At 40.0% G+C, this 22014-nt stretch carries 17 protein-coding genes; 2 read left to right on the forward strand and 15 right to left on the reverse strand.

Annotated features, from left to right (window positions below; genetic code table 11):
- Window positions 1-63: 63 nt before the first annotated feature.
- On the forward strand, window positions 64-2076 hold the full coding sequence (gene ligA / locus DUT70_RS09535) for an NAD-dependent DNA ligase LigA (protein ID WP_113647087.1): 2013 nt from the start codon (window positions 64-66) through the stop codon (window positions 2074-2076).
- A 106-nt stretch (window positions 2077-2182) separates the two neighbouring features.
- Window positions 2183-3061: a 4-hydroxy-tetrahydrodipicolinate synthase gene (gene dapA / locus DUT70_RS09540; RefSeq protein WP_113647088.1), complete on the forward strand. Its 879-nt coding sequence runs from the start codon at window positions 2183-2185 to the stop codon at window positions 3059-3061.
- Window positions 3062-3484: 423 nt separating this feature from the next.
- Here the strand turns inward: dapA and DUT70_RS09545 are convergent, their stop codons facing one another.
- From DUT70_RS09545 to mraZ, 15 genes are all read right to left on the reverse strand, one after another.
- Entirely contained in the window at window positions 3485-3661 is a 177-nt protein-coding gene (locus tag DUT70_RS09545; protein WP_113647089.1) for a histone H1, read from the reverse strand.
- Window positions 3662-3875: 214 nt separating this feature from the next.
- On the reverse strand, window positions 3876-5120 hold the full coding sequence (locus tag DUT70_RS09550; RefSeq protein WP_113647090.1) for an aminotransferase class I/II-fold pyridoxal phosphate-dependent enzyme: 1245 nt from the start codon (window positions 5118-5120) through the stop codon (window positions 3876-3878).
- A 478-nt stretch (window positions 5121-5598) separates the two neighbouring features.
- Window positions 5599-7278, reverse strand: a complete 1680-nt coding sequence (ftsZ, locus tag DUT70_RS09555; RefSeq protein WP_113647091.1) for a cell division protein FtsZ — start codon at window positions 7276-7278, stop codon at window positions 5599-5601.
- A 129-nt stretch (window positions 7279-7407) separates the two neighbouring features.
- A complete protein-coding gene (gene ftsA, locus DUT70_RS09560; RefSeq protein ID WP_113647092.1) occupies window positions 7408-8763 on the reverse strand; it encodes a cell division protein FtsA in 1356 nt (451 codons plus the stop codon).
- A 30-nt stretch (window positions 8764-8793) separates the two neighbouring features.
- Entirely contained in the window at window positions 8794-9918 is a 1125-nt protein-coding gene (locus DUT70_RS09565; RefSeq protein ID WP_205529769.1) for a cell division protein FtsQ/DivIB, read from the reverse strand.
- Window positions 9911-11263, reverse strand: coding sequence for a UDP-N-acetylmuramate--L-alanine ligase (murC, locus tag DUT70_RS09570; RefSeq protein WP_113647093.1), 1353 nt, complete (start codon window positions 11261-11263; stop codon window positions 9911-9913). The genes DUT70_RS09565 and murC overlap by 8 nt, the downstream gene beginning before the upstream one ends.
- Before the next feature lie 92 nt (window positions 11264-11355).
- Window positions 11356-12459, reverse strand: coding sequence for an undecaprenyldiphospho-muramoylpentapeptide beta-N-acetylglucosaminyltransferase (gene murG / locus DUT70_RS09575; protein ID WP_113647094.1), 1104 nt, complete (start codon window positions 12457-12459; stop codon window positions 11356-11358).
- Window positions 12460-12573: 114 nt separating this feature from the next.
- Window positions 12574-13779 (reverse strand): FtsW/RodA/SpoVE family cell cycle protein, encoded by a 1206-nt coding sequence (locus tag DUT70_RS09580; protein WP_113647095.1) that lies wholly within the window; start codon window positions 13777-13779, stop codon window positions 12574-12576.
- Between the two features lie 141 nt (window positions 13780-13920).
- Window positions 13921-15264 (reverse strand): UDP-N-acetylmuramoyl-L-alanine--D-glutamate ligase, encoded by a 1344-nt coding sequence (murD, locus tag DUT70_RS09585; RefSeq protein WP_113647096.1) that lies wholly within the window; start codon window positions 15262-15264, stop codon window positions 13921-13923.
- Window positions 15265-15267: 3 nt separating this feature from the next.
- Window positions 15268-16530, reverse strand: coding sequence for a phospho-N-acetylmuramoyl-pentapeptide-transferase (mraY, locus tag DUT70_RS09590; protein ID WP_113647097.1), 1263 nt, complete (start codon window positions 16528-16530; stop codon window positions 15268-15270).
- Complete coding sequence (locus DUT70_RS09595; protein ID WP_113647098.1) at window positions 16530-17987, reverse strand: UDP-N-acetylmuramoyl-L-alanyl-D-glutamate--2,6-diaminopimelate ligase; 1458 nt, start codon at window positions 17985-17987, stop codon at window positions 16530-16532. The genes mraY and DUT70_RS09595 overlap by 1 nt, the downstream gene beginning before the upstream one ends.
- Before the next feature lie 101 nt (window positions 17988-18088).
- Window positions 18089-20194, reverse strand: a complete 2106-nt coding sequence (locus DUT70_RS09600) for a penicillin-binding protein (RefSeq protein WP_113647099.1) — start codon at window positions 20192-20194, stop codon at window positions 18089-18091.
- Window positions 20194-20604, reverse strand: a complete 411-nt coding sequence (locus tag DUT70_RS09605; protein ID WP_113647100.1) for an FtsL-like putative cell division protein — start codon at window positions 20602-20604, stop codon at window positions 20194-20196. The genes DUT70_RS09600 and DUT70_RS09605 overlap by 1 nt, the downstream gene beginning before the upstream one ends.
- Window positions 20601-21506: a 16S rRNA (cytosine(1402)-N(4))-methyltransferase RsmH gene (gene rsmH, locus DUT70_RS09610; RefSeq protein WP_113647101.1), complete on the reverse strand. Its 906-nt coding sequence runs from the start codon at window positions 21504-21506 to the stop codon at window positions 20601-20603. Before rsmH ends, DUT70_RS09605 begins: the two co-directional genes overlap by 4 nt.
- Window positions 21496-21966, reverse strand: a complete 471-nt coding sequence (gene mraZ, locus DUT70_RS09615) for a division/cell wall cluster transcriptional repressor MraZ (protein WP_113647102.1) — start codon at window positions 21964-21966, stop codon at window positions 21496-21498. The genes rsmH and mraZ overlap by 11 nt, the downstream gene beginning before the upstream one ends.
- Window positions 21967-22014: the final 48 nt, after the last annotated feature.

Below are 22014 nucleotides of genomic sequence, written 5' to 3' on the forward strand. Positions count from 1 at the left end.
AAAACTACCTTATCAAAATAAATCTTCTTTCAACCCTAAACCGCTTTTCTTATCTTCGTAGCTATGTCAATGTTTGAGATAAAAGATAAAATGGATGCGCTGGTTACCGAGCTCAACCAACATACCTACAACTACTATGTTTTGGCCATGCCAACCATAGCCGATTACGAGTTTGACAAGAAATTGGAAGAACTGGCTCAGTTGGAACAAGCGTATCCCGAGTATGCAGATCCCAACTCGCCTACTCAAAAAGTTGGCGGCGATATTACCAAAACCTTCAATACGGTAAGACATAAATGGCCGATGCTCTCCTTAGGAAACACCTATAACGAGCAAGACCTTAGAGATTTTGACGAACGTGTACGCAAGGCCATCGGCGATGATTTTGAATACGTTTGCGAGCTGAAGTTTGATGGACTTTCGATGAGCCTGACCTACGAAAACGGTGCATTGGTGCGTGCGGTAACCAGAGGGGATGGGACACAGGGTGATGACGTAACGGCCAACATTAAGACGATTCATTCTATTCCCCACAAAGTTAAGGGCGAGAACATTCCTGAAACTTTCGAAATCAGAGGCGAAGTATTTATGCACAGAGCCGCTTTTGACCGTTTAAATAAAGAACGCGAAGAACTGGGTGAAGTGACCTACGCCAATCCACGCAACTTTGCTGCAGGAACGGTAAAAATGCAAGATTCTAAAGAGGTAAAAAAACGTCCTTTAGATTGCTTCCTTTATGGACTTTACACCGATAAGCAGGTTTTTAAAACCCACTGGGAAAGTTTAGAGGCCGTGAAACAATGGGGTTTTCATGTTTGCGAACACACCAAATTAGCTGGAAGTATTGAAGAGGTTTTGGATTTCATCCACTATTGGGACGAGGCACGTTTTAAGCTCAGTTATGACATTGACGGGATTGTGATTAAAGTGAACAGTTATGGTCAACAACAGGAACTAGGCTTCACGGCCAAATCGCCACGCTGGGCCATTTCGTATAAATATAAAGCGGCCGAAGTACAAACAGTATTGGAGAAAGTGACCTATCAGGTAGGCCGTACGGGTGCGGTTACGCCTGTAGCTAATCTAAAACCAGTGGTGTTAGCAGGTACCACCGTAAAAAGGGCAACCCTGCACAATGCGGATGAAATTACACGTTTGGATTTACATGAAGGTGATACCGTTCTCGTTGAAAAAGGTGGAGAAATCATTCCGAAAATCATTAAGGTAAATTTAGATTTACGCAAGCCTGGAACAAAAGCGATTCATTTTATTGAAAATTGCCCCGAATGCGGTACGCCGTTAATTAGAAAAGAAGGGGAAGCCGCTTACTATTGCACCAATGAAGATGGATGTGGTCCACAGATTGTTGGAAAAATACAGCATTTTATTGGTCGCAAAGCGATGAATATCGATGGCCTGGGTGACGAAACGATTGAAACTTTTTATAAACGTGGATTGGTTAGGCATATTAGCGATTTATACAAACTACACGATAAGGCCGATGAATTGAAAAGCATCGAGCGTTTCGGAGAAAAATCGATAGAAAACATGCTGAAAGGCATTGAGCAATCAAAACAAATGCCTTTTGAAAAAGTACTGTTTGGTTTGGGGATCAGATATGTAGGTGAAACCGTCGCCAAAAAACTAGCCAAAGGTGTCAAGAACATTGACAATTTAGCAGCGGCATCTTTAGAAGAACTTACTGCTATTGATGAAATTGGGGTTCGTATTGCAGACAGCATTAATGAATATTTCGCAAAAAACAGCAACGTTGCGCAGATAAACGAATTGAAAGATGCAGGTTTATGCTTCGAAGTCAAAGAAAGTTCAAATAAGCCCCAAAGCGATAAATTAAATGGAAAAACATTTGTAATTTCGGGCGTTTTCGAAAAATACAGCAGAGACGAACTGAAGAATTTAATCGAAGAAAATGGGGGTAAAATTTTAAGCAGTATCTCCGCAAAACTCGACTTTTTAGTGGCTGGTGACAATATGGGGCCGTCTAAATTGGAGAAAGCCACTAAGCTGAACATCAAAATGATTAGCGAGGTTGAGCTAGAGGAAATGATTGAATGAGAAACTTAATTTTGAATGAATGAGTCTTGAATGAGTAAGTAATTAGCAATAAGCATAACCTCTTCAAAATTCTATCATTCAATAATTCAATAATTAATAATATATAATGAACAAATTTCACGGAACAGGTGTAGCAATGATCACACCGTTCAACACCGATGGCTCGGTAGATTATCAGGGTTTAGAACGCCTGATCAATCACTTGGTTAATGGAGGTATCGATTACCTTGTGTCTTTAGGTACAACTGGCGAAACTGCCACATTAAGCAAGGACGAGAAGAAGAAGGTGTGGGAGTTTACCGCTGAAATTAACAATGGCCGCTTGCCTTTAGTGGCGGGCATTGGTGGCAATGATACTTTAGGTGTTGCCGAAGAAATTAGAACTTTTGAAAGCAATGGCTACAGTGCCATCTTATCTGTAAGCCCATACTACAATAAGCCCAATCAGGAAGGTATTTACCAACATTATAAATACCTAAGCGAAACAAGTGAATTGCCTATCTTGCTTTATAATGTACCTGGCAGAACTGGCTCGAACATGTTACCAGAAACCACTTGCAGGCTTGCACACGACTTTAAAAACCTGATTGGAATTAAAGATGCAGCGGGATCATTTGACCAGTTTAACCAAATCATGAGGGATAAACCTGCAGATTTCATGTTGATTTCTGGAGATGATCCTGTAGCCTTACCAATGATGTCTATTGGTGCTGTAGGTGTCATTTCTGTAATCGGAAATGCCTTGCCTAAACAATTTTCTGACATGATCAGATTATGTTTAAATGGTGAATTTGTAAAAGCAACGCCTGCACATTTAAGTTTATTAGAATTTACGAGATTATGCTTTGCCGAAGGTAATCCAGTAGGTGTAAAATCTGCTTTGAAACAACTTGGCATTTGTGGTGACGATGTTCGTTTACCATTGGTGAAAGCTACTGAAGGTTTGAACGCAGCTATTGCGGAGCAATTGAAACAACTGGCGTAGCCATCGTATTAAAATAAAAAAGCCCCGATTGAAATTCAATCGGGGCTTTTTCTTTGGACTTCTTCATTGCGAGGCACGAAGCAATCCTGCAACATTAGAATAACCACCACTTTAAGATTGCTTCGTGCCTCGCAATGACGACAAAGGATGACACAAGCCTTCGTCATTTCGACGAACGAAGGAGGAGAAATCTAACGTTATGCTATAGCGAAGTTAAACCTAGCTAATAATATTATTTATCCTTGCTAGATTTCTCCTATCGTCGAAATGACGGTTAGTTCCAGCTAATTTAAACCTCGTAGGTTTTAAAAACCTACGAGGTTTGTGTAAAGTGTTTGAAATGACGACAACGTTGGTTCAAAATACCTAGAATCAAAAAAGCGCCTTGGTCAGGGGCGCTTTTTCATTAACAATGCGTTTAAATTAAGCTTTGTTTTTAGTGTCTTGCACTTCTAAGCGGATGCTTTGAGCTAAGTTTTTCAAATCTTGCATACCTTTACGTACACGTGTTCCAGCTGCACTGTTTGACTTGTTGTAAAATTTGTCCACATCAGCTTCTAAAGCTGCTACTAGTGCCTTTACTTCAGCAAATTTTTTCATTTTTAAAATACTCCTATTAGTTTTTAAGGTTTTGATTAATACTCTATTACTAATGTAAGACGTTTATTTTATAAAAAAAACTTTTGTCAAAATAAAAAATGAGGGTTTTTGCGTTTTTTTTCCACAAAACCTACACTTATAAACAGCAATCCGCTGTAAATCAAAGCTTCAACGAAAAAGCCCCGCACGTACGGGGCTTTTTTAAATGCTATTTTTATTCTGCGGAAGAAAACTTATTCTGCTGATAATAACCACGTTTCAGTTTTTCGGACACTTCACTAAAGGCATCCAGCGTACGCTGTACATCTTCTAAGGTATGTACCGCAGTTGGAATCAATCTTAACTCGATCATTCCTTTTGGAATAACTGGATATACCACAATAGAGCAGAAAATTCCATAATTTTCACGTAAGTCGTGCGTAAGGGATGTAGCTTCTAACAATTCACCTTTCAAAAAAACTGGTGTGACTACCGTATTGGTTACGCCAATATCAAAACCACGCTCACGTAAGCCATTTTGCAAGGTAGTAGCAATGGTCCATAATTTTTCTCTTAGCTCTGGATTATTTTTAAGCAGCTCTAAGCGTTTCATTAGACCAATTACCATTGGCATAGGCAAAGCCTTCGCAAAGGTCTGAGAACGCATGTTATACCTGAAATAATCCGTTAATTGTTTGGTTGAGGCAACGAAGGCACCAATACCCGCCATCGATTTTGCAAAAGTGGCAAAGTAAACATCAACACCTTCAATGCTGTCTTGAGCTTCGTGAGTTCCAGCACCCGTTGGACCCATAGTGCCAAAACCGTGTGCATCATCAATTAACAAACGGAAATTGAATTCCTTTTTTAATTCGATCAGCTCTTTCAATTTTCCTTGAGCGCCAGACATGCCAAAAACACCTTCGGTAATTAACAAGATACCGCCACCACTTTGTTCAACCAATTTAGTAGCTCTTTGTAATTGTTTTCGTGCGTCTTCTACGTTATTGTGTTTATAAACAAAACGCTTGCCCATGTGTAAACGAAGTCCGTCTAAAATACAAGCATGCGACTCTCCATCATAAACAACCACATCATTACGGTCAAGCAGAGCATCAATAATTGACACCATCCCTTGATAACCGAAATTCAATAAAAATGCATCGTCTTTACCTACAAATGCCGCAAGATCTTGTTCTAATTGTTCATGGTATTTTGAGTTACCCGACATCATACGTGCGCCCATAGGATAAGCCATACCAAATTCAGCAGCACCCTGCTCATCAGCTTTCCTTACTTCTGGATGGTTAGCCAAACCTAAATAGTTGTTTAAGCTCCAAACCAAATGTTCCTTGCCTCTAAACTGCATGTGAGGCGCAATCTCTCCCTCTAGTTTTGGAAAAGAAAAATACCCATGTGACCAGCTTTGGTGTTGACCAATTGGTCCCATGCGTTTTGCTACTTTATCAAAAATATCCAATGTTAAATGTTTATGTAAGATGTTATTATACTGTGTTAATAGTGCGCAAATTTAAGTTTTAAATCACGATTTGACAAGCTTAATTAAACGCTCCTACCCGTCATCTCGACCGTAGCGGAGAGATCTTTTGACTTTTCTTTTCATATTCTTGATCTAATCCATCTATTTTTAACCTGAGTTCGATTAATAAGTTAACGACAACATACTCTAAAAGCTGATGCTGAAATAAATTCAGCATGACGGAGTGTAAAATTTAACGTCACCCTGAATTTATTTCAAAGTCAGTGTTATATATCGTCTATTATATCACCAATAATCAGTGCAACAATTATCGAACTCAAGTTTTTACTCAGATTATTATTTGCTCCCCAAAGATTTCTCGGCTTCGTTACGCTCCGCTTGAAATGACGATCAGCTAAATAAAAAAGCCTTAGCAATATAAATTACCAAGGCTTTATCAATGACTTAATTATTGTCATTAGTCCACATTATCGTGCAAAAATGAGTTATTAGGTCTAATTCCTGTTTCACCATCCTCATCATTGGTCAAAGTAAATCTAGATACTTGTGATTCAGATGAGTGTTGGATTTGTTGTAATTGCATTTGCTTGCGTTGATAAGCAGGTACATTTTCCAACTCTTGTAGGCCGTTCGTGGTTCTTAACTTCATGCTAAGATCTTTCAACCTCAAAATTCTCTCTTTTGATTTTCTCAATTGTTCTTCAATTGATTCATCGGTCTTATCTTGGTCAGCATTGTAAGCCTCTACTGGTGCTACTGGCGCTGGTTGTTCTTCTACAATTTCTTCTGGAATAGAAGCAATCGGCGTTTCAAAAACAAATTCGGTTTCGGCTACTTTTACTTCGAACTCAAAACCAGGTTCTTCAATATTGGTAGGTTCTTCTGCTGTGATTTTCTCTTCCACCAATTGATGGAAAACGAAACCTGGCTCTTCCGTTACTGGCGCAGGACTAGGTGCTGCCGCTACTGGAGCAGGCTTAGCGATATTAAATAAATCGCCAAATAAGTCTGGCTGTTTAGTTTCCTCTGGTTGAACTTTCAATACGGGCTCATTGCTCACTGGGGCCTCTTTAGGCGTGATGAATGAGTTTACTGGCTCTACTGGTCTTACCAATGGGGCTTCTTCTGGTGTTAACAAAGAGATTTTTTTAACGTTTTGTTTGTCTTTCTCTCTTTGCTCGGTAGTTTGGAAACCAGTAGCGATAATCGTTACCGAGATCTTATCTCCCAAGTTCTCATCAATACAGTTACCCCAAATTAAGTCGGCACTTAAACCTGCTTTATCTTGGATATAATCTGTAATCACCGAAACCTCATCCATCGTTACCTCTTTTACACCAGAACTGATGTTTAAAAGGATATATCTTGCACCTTCAATTTCGTTATCTTTTAATAATGGCGAAGCTAAAGCACCCTCAACTGCTGCTAAAGCACGGTTATCACCATCGGCAGCATAACTACCCATGATACACACACCGCTTTCTTTCATCACCGTACGCACATCTTTAAAATCGACGTTGATATAACCAGGCACTGTAATGATCTCGGCAATACCTTTAGCTGCCGTGGTTAAGATATCATCTGCTTGTGCAAACGCAGAACCTAAAGTTAGGTTTCCGAAAATCTCACGTAGTCTATCGTTAGAAATCACTAAGTAAGAATCAACGTATTTCTTCAATTCTTCCAAACCGTCGTCCGCTTGCATCTTACGTCTTTTTCCTTCGAAAGAGAAAGGCGTAGTAATGATGGCTACGGTTAATATATCGAGTTCTTTTGCTGCTTTAGCGATAATTGGACTAGCACCAGTACCAGTACCGCCACCCATACCTGCCGTAATAAAAAGCATTTTGGTAGTTGGGCCCAACATATTTTTGATATCCTCTATATTTTCTATAGCGGAGTTTTTTCCTACTTCTGGAATTGAACCAGCTCCCATTCCTTCGGTTAAGCTAGCACCCAATTGTACTTTGTTAGGAATAGGGCTAAACTCCAATGCTTGCGCATCAGTATTACAAATAATAAAGTCTACACCAGTAATTCCTTGACGGTACATGTGGTTTACCGCGTTACCTCCACCACCTCCAACACCAATAACTTTGATGATTGAAGATTTATCTTTTAACATTTCGAACTTCATATTGTTATGAATCAGTAGTTTAAAAATCTAATTTTTGCTGTTCATTCCTCTTGTAATATTAACACTTTTTTAACAGTCGTTTTCCACAACTGTTAAGAATGTGGAAAATTCCCAAATTGTGGAAAAATATTAAGGCTTGATATAATCTTCGTCGCTAACATTCATGTCATCTCTGATAAATTCTGATGCTTTCCCTAGTAATTTATCAAACAATCCACTTCTTTTTGGCTTCTCTTTTACTTCACGTGGTTTCTCTACAAAAACGCCTGGTTGCTTCATTTCTTCCAACAATTCTTCGGCTTTTTGAATTCCTTTGATCAACAAACCTACCGAGGTTGCATACATTGGACTCTTCAAATCGTCGTAGATATTTTTAGGCATTTCTTCGTATTTAGACAAGTGCTCGTTTGGATAACCCACACGGCAATCTAAGCCTGTCACATACTCTACCATTTGGTTCAAATGTTTCAATAAAGCGCCACCACCTGTAATAACCACACCGCCAATCAAACGTTTTTCGTAACCAGATGATTTGATCTCGTAATAAACGTGCTCCACAATTTCTTCCATACGGGCCTGGATGATGTAGGCAAGGTTTTTAACAGAGATTTCTTTTGGCTCACGACCACGCAATCCAGGAACACAGATAATTTCGTTTTCCTTGTTCTCTTCGGCCAGGGCTGAACCGAAACGAGTTTTCAATAATTCTGCCTGGTTACGCATGACCGAACATCCTTCTCTGATGTCTTCGGTTACACTGTTACCTCCAAAAGGAATTACTGCGGTGTGACGAATGATGCCTTCGTGGAAAATGGCCACATCGGTAGTTCCACCACCAATATCAACTAAACAAACGCCAGCTTCTTTTTCTTCTTCGCTCAACACCGATTCAGATGAAGCCAACGGCTCTAAAATGAGCTCTTGGGTTTGTAGTCCTGCATTGGTTACACAACGCATGATATTTTTAACGGCAGTAACCTGACCAGAAATGATGTGGAAGTTAGCTTCTAAACGAACGCCCGCCATCCCTACTGGATCTTTGATTCCAGGTTCATTGTCGATGGTAAATTCTTGCGGCAATACATGAATAATTTCTTCCCCTGGAGGCATTACCAACTTGAACATATCGTCAATTAATTTTTCGATATCTTTCTTGCTGATTTCATTGTTCAGCTCTCTACGGGTTAAAATACCTCGGTGTTGCAAACTCTTGATGTGCTGTCCGGCAATACCTACGTTTACTACTCTAATTTCGACGTTCGATTGCGCGCTAGCGATTTCTACTGCTGCATTGATGCCCTGCACTGTTTTTTGGATATTGGATACCACTCCACGGGTAACGCCCGCTGATTCGGCTTTGCCAATGCCTAAAACTTCTATTTTACCATGATTAGTTCTGCGGCCCACAATTACGCAGATCTTGGTAGTGCCAATGTCTAATCCTACTACGATTGGAGATTGAATGGTAGTTTTCTCTTTGCCCATAACCATTATATTTATTTGTTGAGTTTGATATTATCTGTTTGTTTTTGTTCCCTGCTTTTCTTTGGTAGCTGGTTTTTCTTTATTTGTTGTTTGCTTCTGCTCTGTTTTTGTTGTCGTAGCTTTTTTCTCACCGTCCTTTTCTACACTTTTCGAAGCTTTATTTTTGTCTGCAGTACGCTCTGCCTTCTTAGCATCTATTTTCGCTGGGACTGGTGCGACGTTCTCCTTGTTCTCTTCTTTCTTCTTTTCCTCCGTACTTATCTGTTTTGCTTTATTAATCTCGTCTTGTATGGTTGCCTTCACTACGTTATCGATCACTTGCCTTTGCTGCGTAACGGAGTCGGGAATTAATGGTTTCTCTAGCTTTTTAATGCTTGTTGAATCTCTCTTCTCGCAAACAATTTGGTTAACGTATTTCAAATTAATAGTGCGATAGGCATTCCAACCTACTTTTGGCATGGCTTGCTTATAAAAGGCTAGCAAATTGGCCATCTTCACGTCTATATCTTTCGCATTGCCTAGTATAATCCGTTGGTTACCCACTCTAGGCACCATTTCTATATCATTTTTATCATTGATATAAAGTTGTTCTACCTGCGCATCCCAAAGGGTATCTTGTTTGATGAACAATGCTGCTTTATATAGATCTTTGGCATTGGCTGTCATCAAGGTATCTACCCTTCCATTAAATCCTTCCAAGATATTTCCTGTAGCCACCAATACGTTTGCCGTAAAGTTTGGCGACACAGGCATTTTCAATCCATCGCTATCCACATAATAATCTTGCCCACCTGCATTTAAAATTCTTAGTACAGGCTGGCGCTGCCTTACTTCTACATAAACTGTCCCGTTCATATCGGCATAGACCTTTACAAAACCGATGTAAGGGTTTGCAGCGATACTTTTTTCTATCTCATGAAGATTGATTCCTTCCAAGTTCCGACCAATTAAATCGCCTTGGTTTTGTTTCAAAATGGCATCAATTTCTTCTATCTCTATAAAGTTATCCGCTCCCGGAATCAATATTTCAATTTTGGCGCACTTTACCGATTGCTTTTTCGCGTCGATAAAACTCATCAATACCACCATTCCCGCCAAGCAAACCAGCCAGGCAAACCCTTTAAATATCGCTTTCCAGTTGATCCTTTTAAGCATGGGTTAACGTATTTTTTAATGGTTCAATAATGGTATCTATATCTCCAGCGCCAACGGTTAACACCAGCTCTGGGTTTTTATCTTTAATTAGTTCTACTACGCTTTCTTTGGCACAAACTTGTTTATGTTCACTGGTAATTTTATCCAATAGCATTTGTGAAGTCACCCCTTCAATAAGCAATTCTCTTGCTGGATAAATTTCCAATAGAATGATATCATCAGCGGTAGACAATACTTTCGCAAACTCGTCTGCAAAATCACGCGTACGAGTAAACAAATGCGGCTGAAAAATTACTGTCAGTTTTTTATCAGGATGCAATTGTCTCACAGCATCAAAACAAGCCCTAAGTTCTTCTGGGTGATGTGCATAATCATCTATATAAATATGCTCATTGGTTTTTACGATCGTTTCAAACCTACGTTTCACTCCTTTAAAGCTCGCTATTGCTTTTTTCACACTCTTTGGATGAATGCCCAAACTCAAAGCCACTCCAATGGCAGCCGTGGCATTCTCCACGTTATGCTTTCCAGGCATCGCCAATTTCAAATCCTTAATGGTGGTATAACCATCTTCAAAGTCGAATACGAAACAGCCATCTTCTACCCTGATATTTTTAGCATTGATTGCAGAATTTCCTGTAGCGCTGTACGTAATTCCAGCAATAGGCAAACCATCCTTAATAAACAAACGACCTTCTGATTTCAGCTGTGAAGCAAACAGGTTAAACGATTCGTGCAAATGACTTTCATCTCCGTAGATATCTAAATGGTCGGCATCCATTGAAGTGATGACCGCTACATCTGGATGTAAAGTCAGGAATGATCTATCGTATTCGTCAGCCTCTACCACCACTACGTTATTTTTACCATAGAGCACATTGCTGTTATAGTTAGTGGTAATGCCACCCAAAAACGCTGTACAACCAAAGCCCGTATCGGTTAATAGGTGTGCCACCATTGATGAAGTGGTTGTTTTGCCATGAGTACCCGCCACACCAATGCAGTACATGCCTTCACTAATGATCCCTAATACTTCGGACCGTTTTTTCAAGTCGAAACCTTTACGCTGAAAGTAGTTAAGGATATGCGAATCTTTAGGAATAGCAGGCGTAAACACAATTAGAGTGTCGCCGTATTTCTCTCTAAAAGCAACTGGAATCATCTCCTCTTCATCCACAAAAGAAATCAAGATTCCTTCCTGCTCCAGTTGGGCCGTCAAAGCAGTACGAGTTTTATCATAGCCGCAAACTACGCAGCCACGTTTTGCAAAATAGCGAGCAAGCGCACTCATGCCTATCCCCCCTATGCCTACAAAATAAACCCTATTGATGTTTGACAATTCCATTTTTTAAGCCCCTCTCTGCCTCTGGCATCTCTCCCCCTAGAAGAGAGAGAAAAACTTTTAGCAACAGTCTTTACTCTTTGTTCCTTATTCCTTTATCTAATTAATTTCAACACTTCTTTCGCTATCACTTCATCGGCATTAGCAAAAGCCATTTTTCCTATATTTTCACTCAGCTGCGCTGATTTTTCTTTATCATTTAACAAGCTTAGCGCTTGGGCCACCAAAGTATCTTCCGCCGAAGCATCTGTAATTAAGATGGCCGCATTTTCTTTGACCAAAGCCAAAGCATTTTTAGTTTGATGGTCTTCTGCTACGTTTGGCGAAGGCACCAAAATCACTGGCTTTTTAATCAGGCATAGTTCTGCAATGGTTCCTGCTCCTGCCCTGGATATAATCACGTCAGAGGCAGCATAGGCCAAATCCATCTGATTTAAAAATTCCAAAATGCGAAAGTTAGGATGATAGTCTAAGCCTAGTCTCTCCACAATTCCTTTGTAATAAAACTTGCCCGTTTGCCAAATCACCTGCACATCTTGTGCGATGATTTCGGCCAAATGCTTTTCAACACTTTTATTTAATGTTCCAGCACCCAAACTCCCTCCAGTTACCAAAATGGTTTTCTTTAGTGGATCTAATTTCAACAACTCAGCTCCTGCATGGCGGCGACCTTCAATCTCCACAATGTTTTTCCGCACTGGATTTCCAGTCTTCAAAATTCTATCTGCAGGAAAGAATGCTTCCATCCCGTCAAACGCTACGCAAATTTTTGACGCTTTTTTCCCTAGCAACTTATTGGTAATGCCTGCGTAAGAATTTTGCTCTTGTATCAAATAAGGTATTTTCTTTAGAGATGCAGCGTAAAGCAAAGGGCCTGATGCATAACCGCCAACACCTACTACAGCATTGGGTTTGAAATCGGTAATTAGTTTCATCGCTTTGCGTACACTACCTATAACCTTAAATGGTAGCCCAAGGTTTTTTAAAATTGAACCTCGTTGAATGCCACTAATATTTAGTCCCACAATTTTATATCCAGCCGCAGGAACTTTCTCCATTTCCATGCGCCCTTCTGCACCAACAAACAGGATTTCGCATTGCGGCGAAATTGCTTTTAGCGCATTAGCAATGGCAACAGCGGGAAAAATGTGCCCGCCTGTGCCACCACCAGATATGATAATTTTTGGGAAATTATTCATGTTATTAATTTGATGATTGGTTGATCAGCTAATTAGTTAATTCCTCTCATTGTCTCTAATTTTATTCTCTTCTATCATTATCAAATTAGCTAATCTCCACATCAGCTAATCCATTTAAGCCATCGCAGGAATCTCACCTACAATTACTTTATTACTATTACTTTTTTCGGCGCTACTTTTTTCGCTTGCTTTTCCTTCGTTTTCCTCTACATCTCTACTCACACTTAAAATAATGCCAAACGCAATACTGGTAAATATCATTGAAGTTCCCCCCATACTTACCAAAGGCAAAGGCACACCTGTTACAGGGCCTAGACCTACTGCTACCGCCATGTTTGCAAACGCTTGAATGGTTAAACTAAAGCTTAAGCCTGCGGCCAACAGTGCCCCAAAGGCCTTGGGACTTCGGGTCACAATCCGCACGCACCGGTATAATAGCACCAAATAAAGCACGATAATGGCTAAACCGCCTACCGTTCCATATTCCTCAATAATAATGGCAAAAATGAAATCGGAATATGGATGCGGTAAGAAGTTTCGTTCAGTACTGTTGCCAGGTCCCTTTCCCAGCACACCGCCAGTAGCCAGTGCAATTTTAGCATGGTCAGACTGGTATGTCTTATCAGAGTGTTGTAACTCTGGGTGTAAAAATGAATTTATACGTGATTTGTATGTTTCTCTTCGTGGACCTAAAAACACCACAAAAAGCAACAACACGAAACCACCTGCGCAAACTGTCAATATTTGTTTAATACTAATACGACCGATAATTAAAAGCAAAATACTTACGCCAAACAGCATTAACGCCGTGGATAAGTTGGCTAACGCAATAAGGATGAACACCACGCAAACGGAGCCCATAATTGGGATAAAGGCACTTTTTACGTCTTTAATATTTTCTTGCTTACGCGTTAACATCCTAGCTAAAAAGGTAATTAAAGCCAATTTAGCCAAATCGGAAGTTTGAAACGTAAGGTTAATCACTGGGATTTTAACCCAACGTGATGCATCATTTAACGATTGCCCGAAAACCAAGGTATACAGTAATAATGGTAGGGTAACAATCATCAAAATTTTGGAAATACCTGCGTAGTACTTATAGTCAAGCAAATGCGCAATGTAAATCATGGCAATACCCAGCAACACGAAAATCACGTGTTTGTACAACAGGTATTTTTCTACCGTAACACCTTTTTTATAGGCAATAGCTCCAGTAGCACTATACACCGCCATAATGGAAACCATGGACAAGAGGATAATGATGATCCAGATCCAACGGTCGCCTTTGGTACGTTCTAAAACTGCGTTGATGTTAAACATTTTTTTATTCTTTAGTTGATTACACAGATTTTATGATTTCACCGATTTCAACTCTTTATTTTTCGCCACCTAAGACACCTTAGGTCATTTAAGTTTTAACTCTTCTACTTTAGTCTTTTTACTTTGAACTTTTTACTTCTTTTATAATTCTTTAACTGCGGCTTTAAACTGATTACCGCGATCTTCGTAATTTTTAAATAAATCAAAGCTTGCGCAAGCTGGTGATAACAACACCGTACTTCCTTTTTTTGCCAAATGATAAGCTACCTGTACGGCCTCTTCTGCAGAGAACGTATTCACAATTACTTCCACATCATCTTCAAAAGCTTCGTGGATACGTTTGTTGTCTTTACCTAAGCAAATGATGGCTTTTACCTTACTTTTCACCAAGTCCTTTAACATGGTGTAATCGTTGCCTTTATCAACACCGCCCATAATCAACACCACGTCGGTATTTACACTTTCCAATGCATACCATGTTGAGTTTACGTTTGTTGCCTTTGAGTCGTTGATGTAAGTCACATCCGATATTTTGGCCACAAACTCTAACCTGTGATCAATATTCTTGAAATCACCCATGCTTTCGCGGATAGTTTCGTTACGTAACTCCAATACTTTTGCAACGATACCTGAAGCCATTGAGTTGTAAATGTTGTGCTTACCTTGTAAGGCTAGATCCGAAATTGACATGGTTAGTTTGTTGTTTAATTGTGTGTTGATATAAATTGTATTCTCTTCTAAATAGGCTCCAGGTTCTACTTTCTCAATAATGGAAAAAGGATACTGTTTGGCTTGTATGTTGACGGCTTGCAAGGCCTTCTTTGTTTCTTCGTCATCGGCACAGTACACGAAAACATCTGCGGCAGTTTGGTTTTGAACAATCCGCATCTTCGAGGCGGCGTAATTCTCAATTTTGTAATCATACCTATCCAAATGATCAGGTGTGATGTTTAACAAAACAGCGATATCAGCTTTAAACTCGTACATATCATCCAGCATGAAGCTGGATATTTCGAGCACGTACCAATCGTAATGCCGATCGGCCACTTGCGCTGCGAAACTATGACCAATATTTCCTGCCAAGCCTACGTTCAATCCTGCTTTTTTAAGGATATGATAGGTCAACATACTGATGGTCGACTTACCATTTGATCCTGTGATACAGATCGTTTTTGCAGCAGTATAACGCTTTGCAAATTCGATTTCCGAAATCACAGATATACCTTTCTCCACCAATGCTTTCACAATAGGTGCTTTTGGAGGAATGCCTGGACTTTTCACCACTTCAGCAGCGTTTAAAATCAATGCCTCGGTATGTTGGTTTTCCTCAAAAGGAATGTTCATTCTCTGCAAATCGGCTTTATAAGCATCGGCAATACCGCCAAAATCAGACACAAAAACTTCGAAACCTTGCTTTTGCGCTAGTTTAGCTGCACCTACTCCGCTTTCGCCTGCACCAAGAATAACCATCCGCTTTTTCTCCATATCCTAGCGTAGTTTTAAGGTTACAAAAGCGATAACCGCCAATAAAATTCCAATGATCCAAAAGCGGGTTACAATTTTAGCTTCGTGATAACCTTTCTTTTGGTAATGGTGATGTAATGGCGACATTAGGAAAATCCTTTTCCCTTCTCCAAAACGCTTCTTCGTGTACTTGAAATAGGTTACCTGTAAGCTTACCGACAAAACTTCTACCAAGAACACTCCACATATAATTGGAATTAATAATTCTTTTCTAATCATGATGGCGAACACCGCGATGATTCCACCAATGGTTAAACTCCCCGTATCGCCCATGAAAATTTGCGCTGGGTAGGAATTGTACCACAGAAAACCGATACAGGCTCCAACAAATGCACTGGCAAAAATGATGAGCTCGCCACTGTTAGGAATGTACATAATGTTCAGGTAGTCGGCGATGACCGTGTTACCAGAAACATAGGCAAATATCCCCAAGCTAATCCCAATAATAGCGGACGTACCCGTAGCCAAGCCATCAATACCATCCGTTAAATTGGCTCCGTTTGAAACTGCTGTTACAATGATGATCACGAAAGCCAAAAACACGATGAACGCATATTTCTCATAACCTTCACCTAAGAATTTCACCACTTTTGCGTAATCAAATTCGTTGTTTTTGTAAAAAGGAATATTGGTTTTCGTCGATTTTACATCCTGTGTATAATAATAAGCTTCGCCTTTTTTACGCAATACCATTGGTGCAGCACTTTGCACTTTCGCTGTATCTATTTTCGTCGTTTCATCAACGGTTTGGCGAACGACAATATTTGGATGGAAATACATGGTAAGCCCAACGATAATGGCCAAACCTACTTGCCCAACTACTTTAAAACGTCCAGCTAAACCTTCTTTATTCTTTTTAAAAACTTTAATATAGTCATCTAAGAAACCAATAGCCCCCATCCATAAAGTGGTTACGATCATCAAAATCACGTAGATATTGGTAATGTTTGCGAACAAAATAGTCGGGATCAAAATGCCCATCAAAATCATGACACCACCCATGGTAGGCGTACCTTGTTTTTGCATTTGTCCTTCTAAACCTAGGTTACGAACGGTCTCACCTACTTGTTTAAGGCGTAGGTAGTCGATAATTCTGCGACCATATACCGTAGTGATAATCAGCGAAAGAATAATAGACAGCGACGACCTGAAGGTAAGATATTGGAACAACCTCAACCCTGGGAAATCGTAGTGTTTATGTAGATATTCGAATAATAAATATAACATTAGCTGATTTGGTTTAGTTGTTCGTTAATGATCTCCTTATCATCAAAATGGTGTCTTACACCATTGATTTCTTGGTATTTCTCGTGTCCTTTGCCTGCAATCAGGATAATATCTCCAGGTTGCGCCAAATGACAAGCAGTTTTAATAGCTTCTCTCCTATCTAAAATACTGATGGCCTTACGTTGGTTAGTTGGCGAAACGCCAGCCTCCATGTCTTTAATAATTGATTGTGGATCTTCAGTTCTTGGATTGTCTGATGTTAAAATCACTTTATCGCTCCAATCACAAGCTACTTGAGCCATCACAGGGCGTTTAGTTTTATCTCGATCGCCACCACATCCAATCACCGTAATGACTTGTTCTGTTCCTTTTCTGATGTTAGCAATGGTACTCAATACATTTTGCACTGCATCTGGCGTATGTGCATAGTCTACAATTCCTACAATACCCGTTTTAGAAACGATGTAGTCGAAACGACCTTCAGCTCCTGAAAGTGCGCTCAAAGTAGTCAACACTTTCAGTTTATCCTGCTCTAGCAATACTGCCGTAGCGTAGGCCGCCAACAAATTATAAGCATTAAAAGAACCTACCATTTTGAAAAACACATCGGTTTGGTCTATTTCTAAATGCAGGCCACTAAATTTATTTTCAATCACCTTCGCCTTAAAATCAGCCATTTGTTTTAAAGCATAAGTTTTTTTGTACGCCTTGGTGTTTTGCAACATCACCATTCCGTTTTTATCATCGGCATTGGTTAAGGCAAAGGCCGATTTTGGCAAGGTGTCAAAAAACTGTTTCTTCGCTTTTAAATAGTTATCGAAGGTTTTATGGAAATCTAAATGATCGTGAGTAATATTTGAAAATACCGCCCCTGCAAAGGTTAAACCCGAAATACGGTGCTGCACCACCGCGTGAGAGCTTACCTCCATAAAGCAATATTCGCAGCCAGCATCAACCATATCTTTCAACAACTGATTTAAAGCTATTGGATTTGGAGTGGTATGTGTGGCAGGCACCACTTTATCTTTAATCTGATTTTGAACCGTAGAAATTAAACCCGTTCCGTAATTCAGACCACTAAATAATTGATACAATAAGGTAGCGATGGTCGTTTTTCCATTAGTGCCAGTGATACCTACCAATTTCAAATCAGCTGATGGATTACCGTAAAAATTACAAGCAATAATTCCAAGTGCTTCAGAAGAATCGGCAACTTCTACATAGGTTACAGACTCATTCAATTGACCAGGCAACTCTTCACACACAATTACGCTTGCGCCAGCCGCAATGGTTTGCTCAATAAATTGGTGACCATCTACCGCTGTACCTTTAATGGCAAAGAACAAGGTTCCAGGATTCACCAAACGAGAATCAAAAGCCAAGGCTGTTACCTCTATCTGAGGCAAACCTTTTAAGCTTTTGATCGAAACTCCATAAAGTAAATCTTGTAAATTCATATATTTTTTAATTTTAAATGAGTGAATTTTGAATGATTGGATGTAGGTTAAGCGACTTAAAACATTCCATCATTTAATCATTCTCTCATTCAATAATTCCTCTATTGCAACAATATCTCCACCATTAAGCCTTTACCTATTCTACTTCCCGCTTGAATAGACTGGCTAACCACTTTTCCACTTCCTTTTACACGAGCTTTTAAACCTACATTTCCAAGTAAAAACATAGCATCTTTTAGCCCCATTCCATTGACATTCGGCATCACTCCCTTTACAGGTGTATTCTCTTCGTAAGCCACACCATTGTTAGTGTCCACCGAGTTAAAATATTCTGATTTAGCAGCGTAAAGTGCCTTTACACCAAAAGCATTGTACACTTTTTTGGTAGCTTGGCTTTGTCCAGCTTTTGCTTCTGGCGCTACCGTGTTTCCTGCAAGATGTTCTTCCACCTTGTTATACATATTCACATCACTGGCATAAATACGATCGGCCACTTCTCTAAATACAGGTCCCGAAACTAAAGCACCATAATAAGCACCTTTCGGATCGTTAATTACTACGATCATAGAATACTTAGGCTTTTCCGCAGGAAAATAACCCACGAAAGAAGCTTGGTATTGTCTTTTTGCTTTATATCCTAAATTGGCATCAGCCACTTGCGCTGTACCCGTTTTACCTGCAATTTTATACAATGGATTATAAACAATTTGTTTACCACTACCATTGGTTACCACACCTTCCAACATCGCTTTCAGCTTGGAAAGGGTTTCGTCTGAACAAATTTTTTCGTTCATCACCTTAGCCTTAAACTGCTCAATAGGGTTGCCCAATCTTCTAATTTCTCTTACAAAAATTGGCGCTATCATTTTGCCATTATTGGCTATGGCATTGTACAGTGTCAACATCTTCAAAGGCGTTAACTGCATTTCATAGCCATATGCCATTTGCGGCAGGGTCATATTCTTATTCCAACTTTTGAAAGTTTTTGGATTTTTAACTACAGGTTTAGCCTCACCAGGAATCTGCAAACCAGTGAGTTCATTCAAATGCCATCTATAAAGGTGATCCGTAAACTGTTTTGGGTTATCACGATAGTTATTATTGATCAGCTGCGCAATCGCCGAGTTTGAAGATTGTTCAAAGGCTCTTTTCACCGTTAAAATGCCTACACTTCCATGCGAATCCTTAATGGTATGTCCACCGGGAAGTCTATAGTTTTCGGTTCCAATTAGGGTATTGGTATCTACCTTTTTATCTTCCAACAAAGCCATGTAAGAAGCCAACTTAAAGGTTGAACCCGGATCTTGGTTACCCGCAATAGCATAGTTGAATTGCTCTTTATAAACACCTTCTTCTACTTTAGTAAAATTGGCTACTGCTCTTATCTCACCAGTTTCTACCTCCATCACAATTACAGAACCGTGGTGCGCCTGACTTTTGATCAATTGCTTTTCTAGCGCACTTTGTGCTAAATCCTGTATATTGATATCGATGGTAGAAATAATGTCCGCACCATCTTTAGGCGCTACCTCTGCTTCACTATTTACAGGAATCCAAACACCGCCACTAATACGCTGCATAAGCCTTCTGCCTGTTTCACCGTTAATATAGTTACCATAAGCACCTTCCAAACCCACACCATTCTTTACATTTTCATTTTTATATCCAATGGTACGTGCTGCCAATGCCTTAAATGGCAAAATGCGTTTGTTCTTTTGAATAGCCATTAAACCACCGCTATGCTTGCCTATGTTATATAAAGGAAAAGCCCTTACAACTTTCAAGTCCTGATAAGAAACTTTGCGTTTGATGAGCACATATCTTGCACTATCTTGCCTTGCCTTGCGCAAATAACGAGAATAGTCTTTAGCACTTTTATCCTTAAAAAAGGCCGACAGCTTCATCGCTAACGAATCTACTTTCGAATTGAAAATCTTATCATCCTGAATACCACCAGCGAACATATCCATTCTCAACTCATATTCAGGGACAGAAGTAGCCAACAAACTACCATCTACAGAATAAATATTTCCACGGGTAGCTTCAATATCAAATTCCTTGGTCGACAGGCTATCAGCCATGGCTACCCATTTATGACCTTGCCTAAATTGTACATCAATTAACCTCACGAAAACGGCAAGCGCAAAAAGCACAATTAGCCCGAAAGCTAAGTATACCCTCATCAATATGTTTGCCCTGATATTCATTATTTAACCTCTACTACTATTTTTTTTGGTGGCTCTATCAATTCCTTCAAACCAAGTGTATCCACCTTCTTCGCCACTTCGGTCATTTTACTCTTAAACATCAAATCGGCTTTAAGCGATTTATACTCCCAACTCAATTCCTTCACCTCTTTACTTAAGCCATCTATGTTTCTTATATTTTTCACTGCCATATGGCTATTGGCGATGTAAACCATCCCAAGCACACATAGGAAAATCAAATAAGGCAACATATCCGTTGCTGTTTCTTTTGATACTGCCCCCTCCACAAACAGCTTTCTAAAAAAAACCGTCGCACTTCCTTCTTTCGATGGTCCTTTTAACCTCGGTTCTTCTTGGGGTTCAATAGGCTCATCTTCCGGCTCCTCTGCTTTTACCCTAAACTGATTCATAGCTTTTCTCCTATCCTCAACTTCGCACTACGAGCTCTGTTATTACGAGCAACCTCATCTTCATCAGCCACAATTGCCTTTCTTGTAATTACATTGAATGGCTTTTGGTCATTTCCAAAAAAATCCTTTTCCACCTCACCTCTAAACTTACCCTTGGCAAGAAAATTTTTTACCGGCCTATCTTCCAATGAATGATAAGACATCACCACCAAACGACCTCCAGGCTTCAACACATCGGCACACTGCTCCAGGAAACGCTCTAACACTTCAATCTCCGCATTCACTTCAATGCGCAAAGCCTGAAAAACCTGCGCCATATATTTATTCTCTTTCCCACGGGGGATATGAGCTGCAATCGCACTTTTAAAATCAGCCAAGGTTTGTATCGGATTCTCCAAACGCGAGGTCACAATGGTTCTTGCCAGCGATTTGGCATTTTGCACCTCCCCATACAAGCCAAATATCTTATGCAAATCTTCTTCCACATAAGTATTGAGCACTATTGCTGCCGTTAACGGACGCTGCTGATCCATGCGCATATCCAAATCCGCATCAAAGCGGATAGAAAAACCACGCTCAGGCTCATTAAACTGATGCGACGAAACACCTAAATCAGCCAATATGCCATCTACCTGCTTGTAACCCAACAAACGAAGGTTATTTTTTAAATAGCCAAAATTTTGATCCACAAAACGAAAGCGAGGATCATCGATTTTATTTCTTTGCGCATCAGGATCCTGATCAAAAGCAATCAACACTCCCTTATCGTTCAAATGCTTTAAAATTTCTCGAGAATGCCCACCGCCACCAAAAGTCACATCCACATACACCCCATCAGGCTTGATCGCCAAGCCGTCAATACACTCCTGCAGCAATACGGGAACATGGTAATTATTCTCCATCGGCACCTCCCTTATGCTTACCACCCATCACCTCTTCCGCCAATGCGGCAAAGTTTTCAGGAACGTCATCAAACAAATTATCGTAAGCTTTTTTATCCCACACTTCTATCTTATCTAATTGGCAAGCCAACACTATATCCGATTCCATTCCCGCATATTCAACCAATGTTTTCGGAAGGAGCACACGTCCTGCAGCATCCAGCGACAACGGCATTGCCCCACGCTGAAACGCCCTCACGAACTCACGGTTTTTACGTTCGAACATATTGAGCTTACTTAGCTCAGCCACGGTTTCATCCCAAACTTTTTTAGGATAAATGACCAAATTCTTCTCGAATCCTCGATTCACAACCAAGCCATCTCGCTCTACATCAAGCAATTGCTTCTTCAGCAAAACAGGCAACATCAAGCGCCCTTTCGCATCCAATTTGCAATCAAATTCTCCGATGAGTTGGTTCATTATAGTAGCTACACTTTTTATGTAGTGTAAAAGTAAGTCACTTCTACC

The sequence above is a fragment of the Pedobacter chitinilyticus genome (genome assembly GCF_003313385.1).
GTDB lineage: Bacteria > Bacteroidota > Bacteroidia > Sphingobacteriales > Sphingobacteriaceae > Pedobacter > Pedobacter chitinilyticus.

What these genes read in the sequence shown, in the direction of transcription:
- ligA (WP_113647087.1), top strand. Translation starts at nt 64, where the DNA reads ATGTCAATGTTTGAGATAAAAGATAAAATGGATGCGCTGGTTACCGAG.
- dapA (WP_113647088.1), top strand. Translation starts at nt 2,183, where the DNA reads ATGAACAAATTTCACGGAACAGGTGTAGCAATGATCACACCGTTCAAC.
- DUT70_RS09545 (WP_113647089.1), bottom strand. Translation starts at nt 3,661, where the DNA reads ATGAAAAAATTTGCTGAAGTAAAGGCACTAGTAGCAGCTTTAGAAGCT.
- ftsZ (WP_113647091.1), bottom strand. Translation starts at nt 7,278, where the DNA reads ATGAAGTTCGAAATGTTAAAAGATAAATCTTCAATCATCAAAGTTATT.
- ftsA (WP_113647092.1), bottom strand. Translation starts at nt 8,763, where the DNA reads ATGGGCAAAGAGAAAACTACCATTCAATCTCCAATCGTAGTAGGATTA.
- DUT70_RS09565 (WP_205529769.1), bottom strand. Translation starts at nt 9,918, where the DNA reads ATGCTTAAAAGGATCAACTGGAAAGCGATATTTAAAGGGTTTGCCTGG.
- murC (WP_113647093.1), bottom strand. Translation starts at nt 11,263, where the DNA reads ATGGAATTGTCAAACATCAATAGGGTTTATTTTGTAGGCATAGGGGGG.
- murG (WP_113647094.1), bottom strand. Translation starts at nt 12,459, where the DNA reads ATGAATAATTTCCCAAAAATTATCATATCTGGTGGTGGCACAGGCGGG.
- DUT70_RS09580 (WP_113647095.1), bottom strand. Translation starts at nt 13,779, where the DNA reads ATGTTTAACATCAACGCAGTTTTAGAACGTACCAAAGGCGACCGTTGG.
- murD (WP_113647096.1), bottom strand. Translation starts at nt 15,264, where the DNA reads ATGGAGAAAAAGCGGATGGTTATTCTTGGTGCAGGCGAAAGCGGAGTA.
- mraY (WP_113647097.1), bottom strand. Translation starts at nt 16,530, where the DNA reads ATGTTATATTTATTATTCGAATATCTACATAAACACTACGATTTCCCA.
- DUT70_RS09595 (WP_113647098.1), bottom strand. Translation starts at nt 17,987, where the DNA reads ATGAATTTACAAGATTTACTTTATGGAGTTTCGATCAAAAGCTTAAAA.
- DUT70_RS09600 (WP_113647099.1), bottom strand. Translation starts at nt 20,194, where the DNA reads ATGAATATCAGGGCAAACATATTGATGAGGGTATACTTAGCTTTCGGG.
- DUT70_RS09605 (WP_113647100.1), bottom strand. Translation starts at nt 20,604, where the DNA reads ATGAATCAGTTTAGGGTAAAAGCAGAGGAGCCGGAAGATGAGCCTATT.
- rsmH (WP_113647101.1), bottom strand. Translation starts at nt 21,506, where the DNA reads ATGGAGAATAATTACCATGTTCCCGTATTGCTGCAGGAGTGTATTGAC.
- mraZ (WP_113647102.1), bottom strand. Translation starts at nt 21,966, where the DNA reads ATGAACCAACTCATCGGAGAATTTGATTGCAAATTGGATGCGAAAGGG.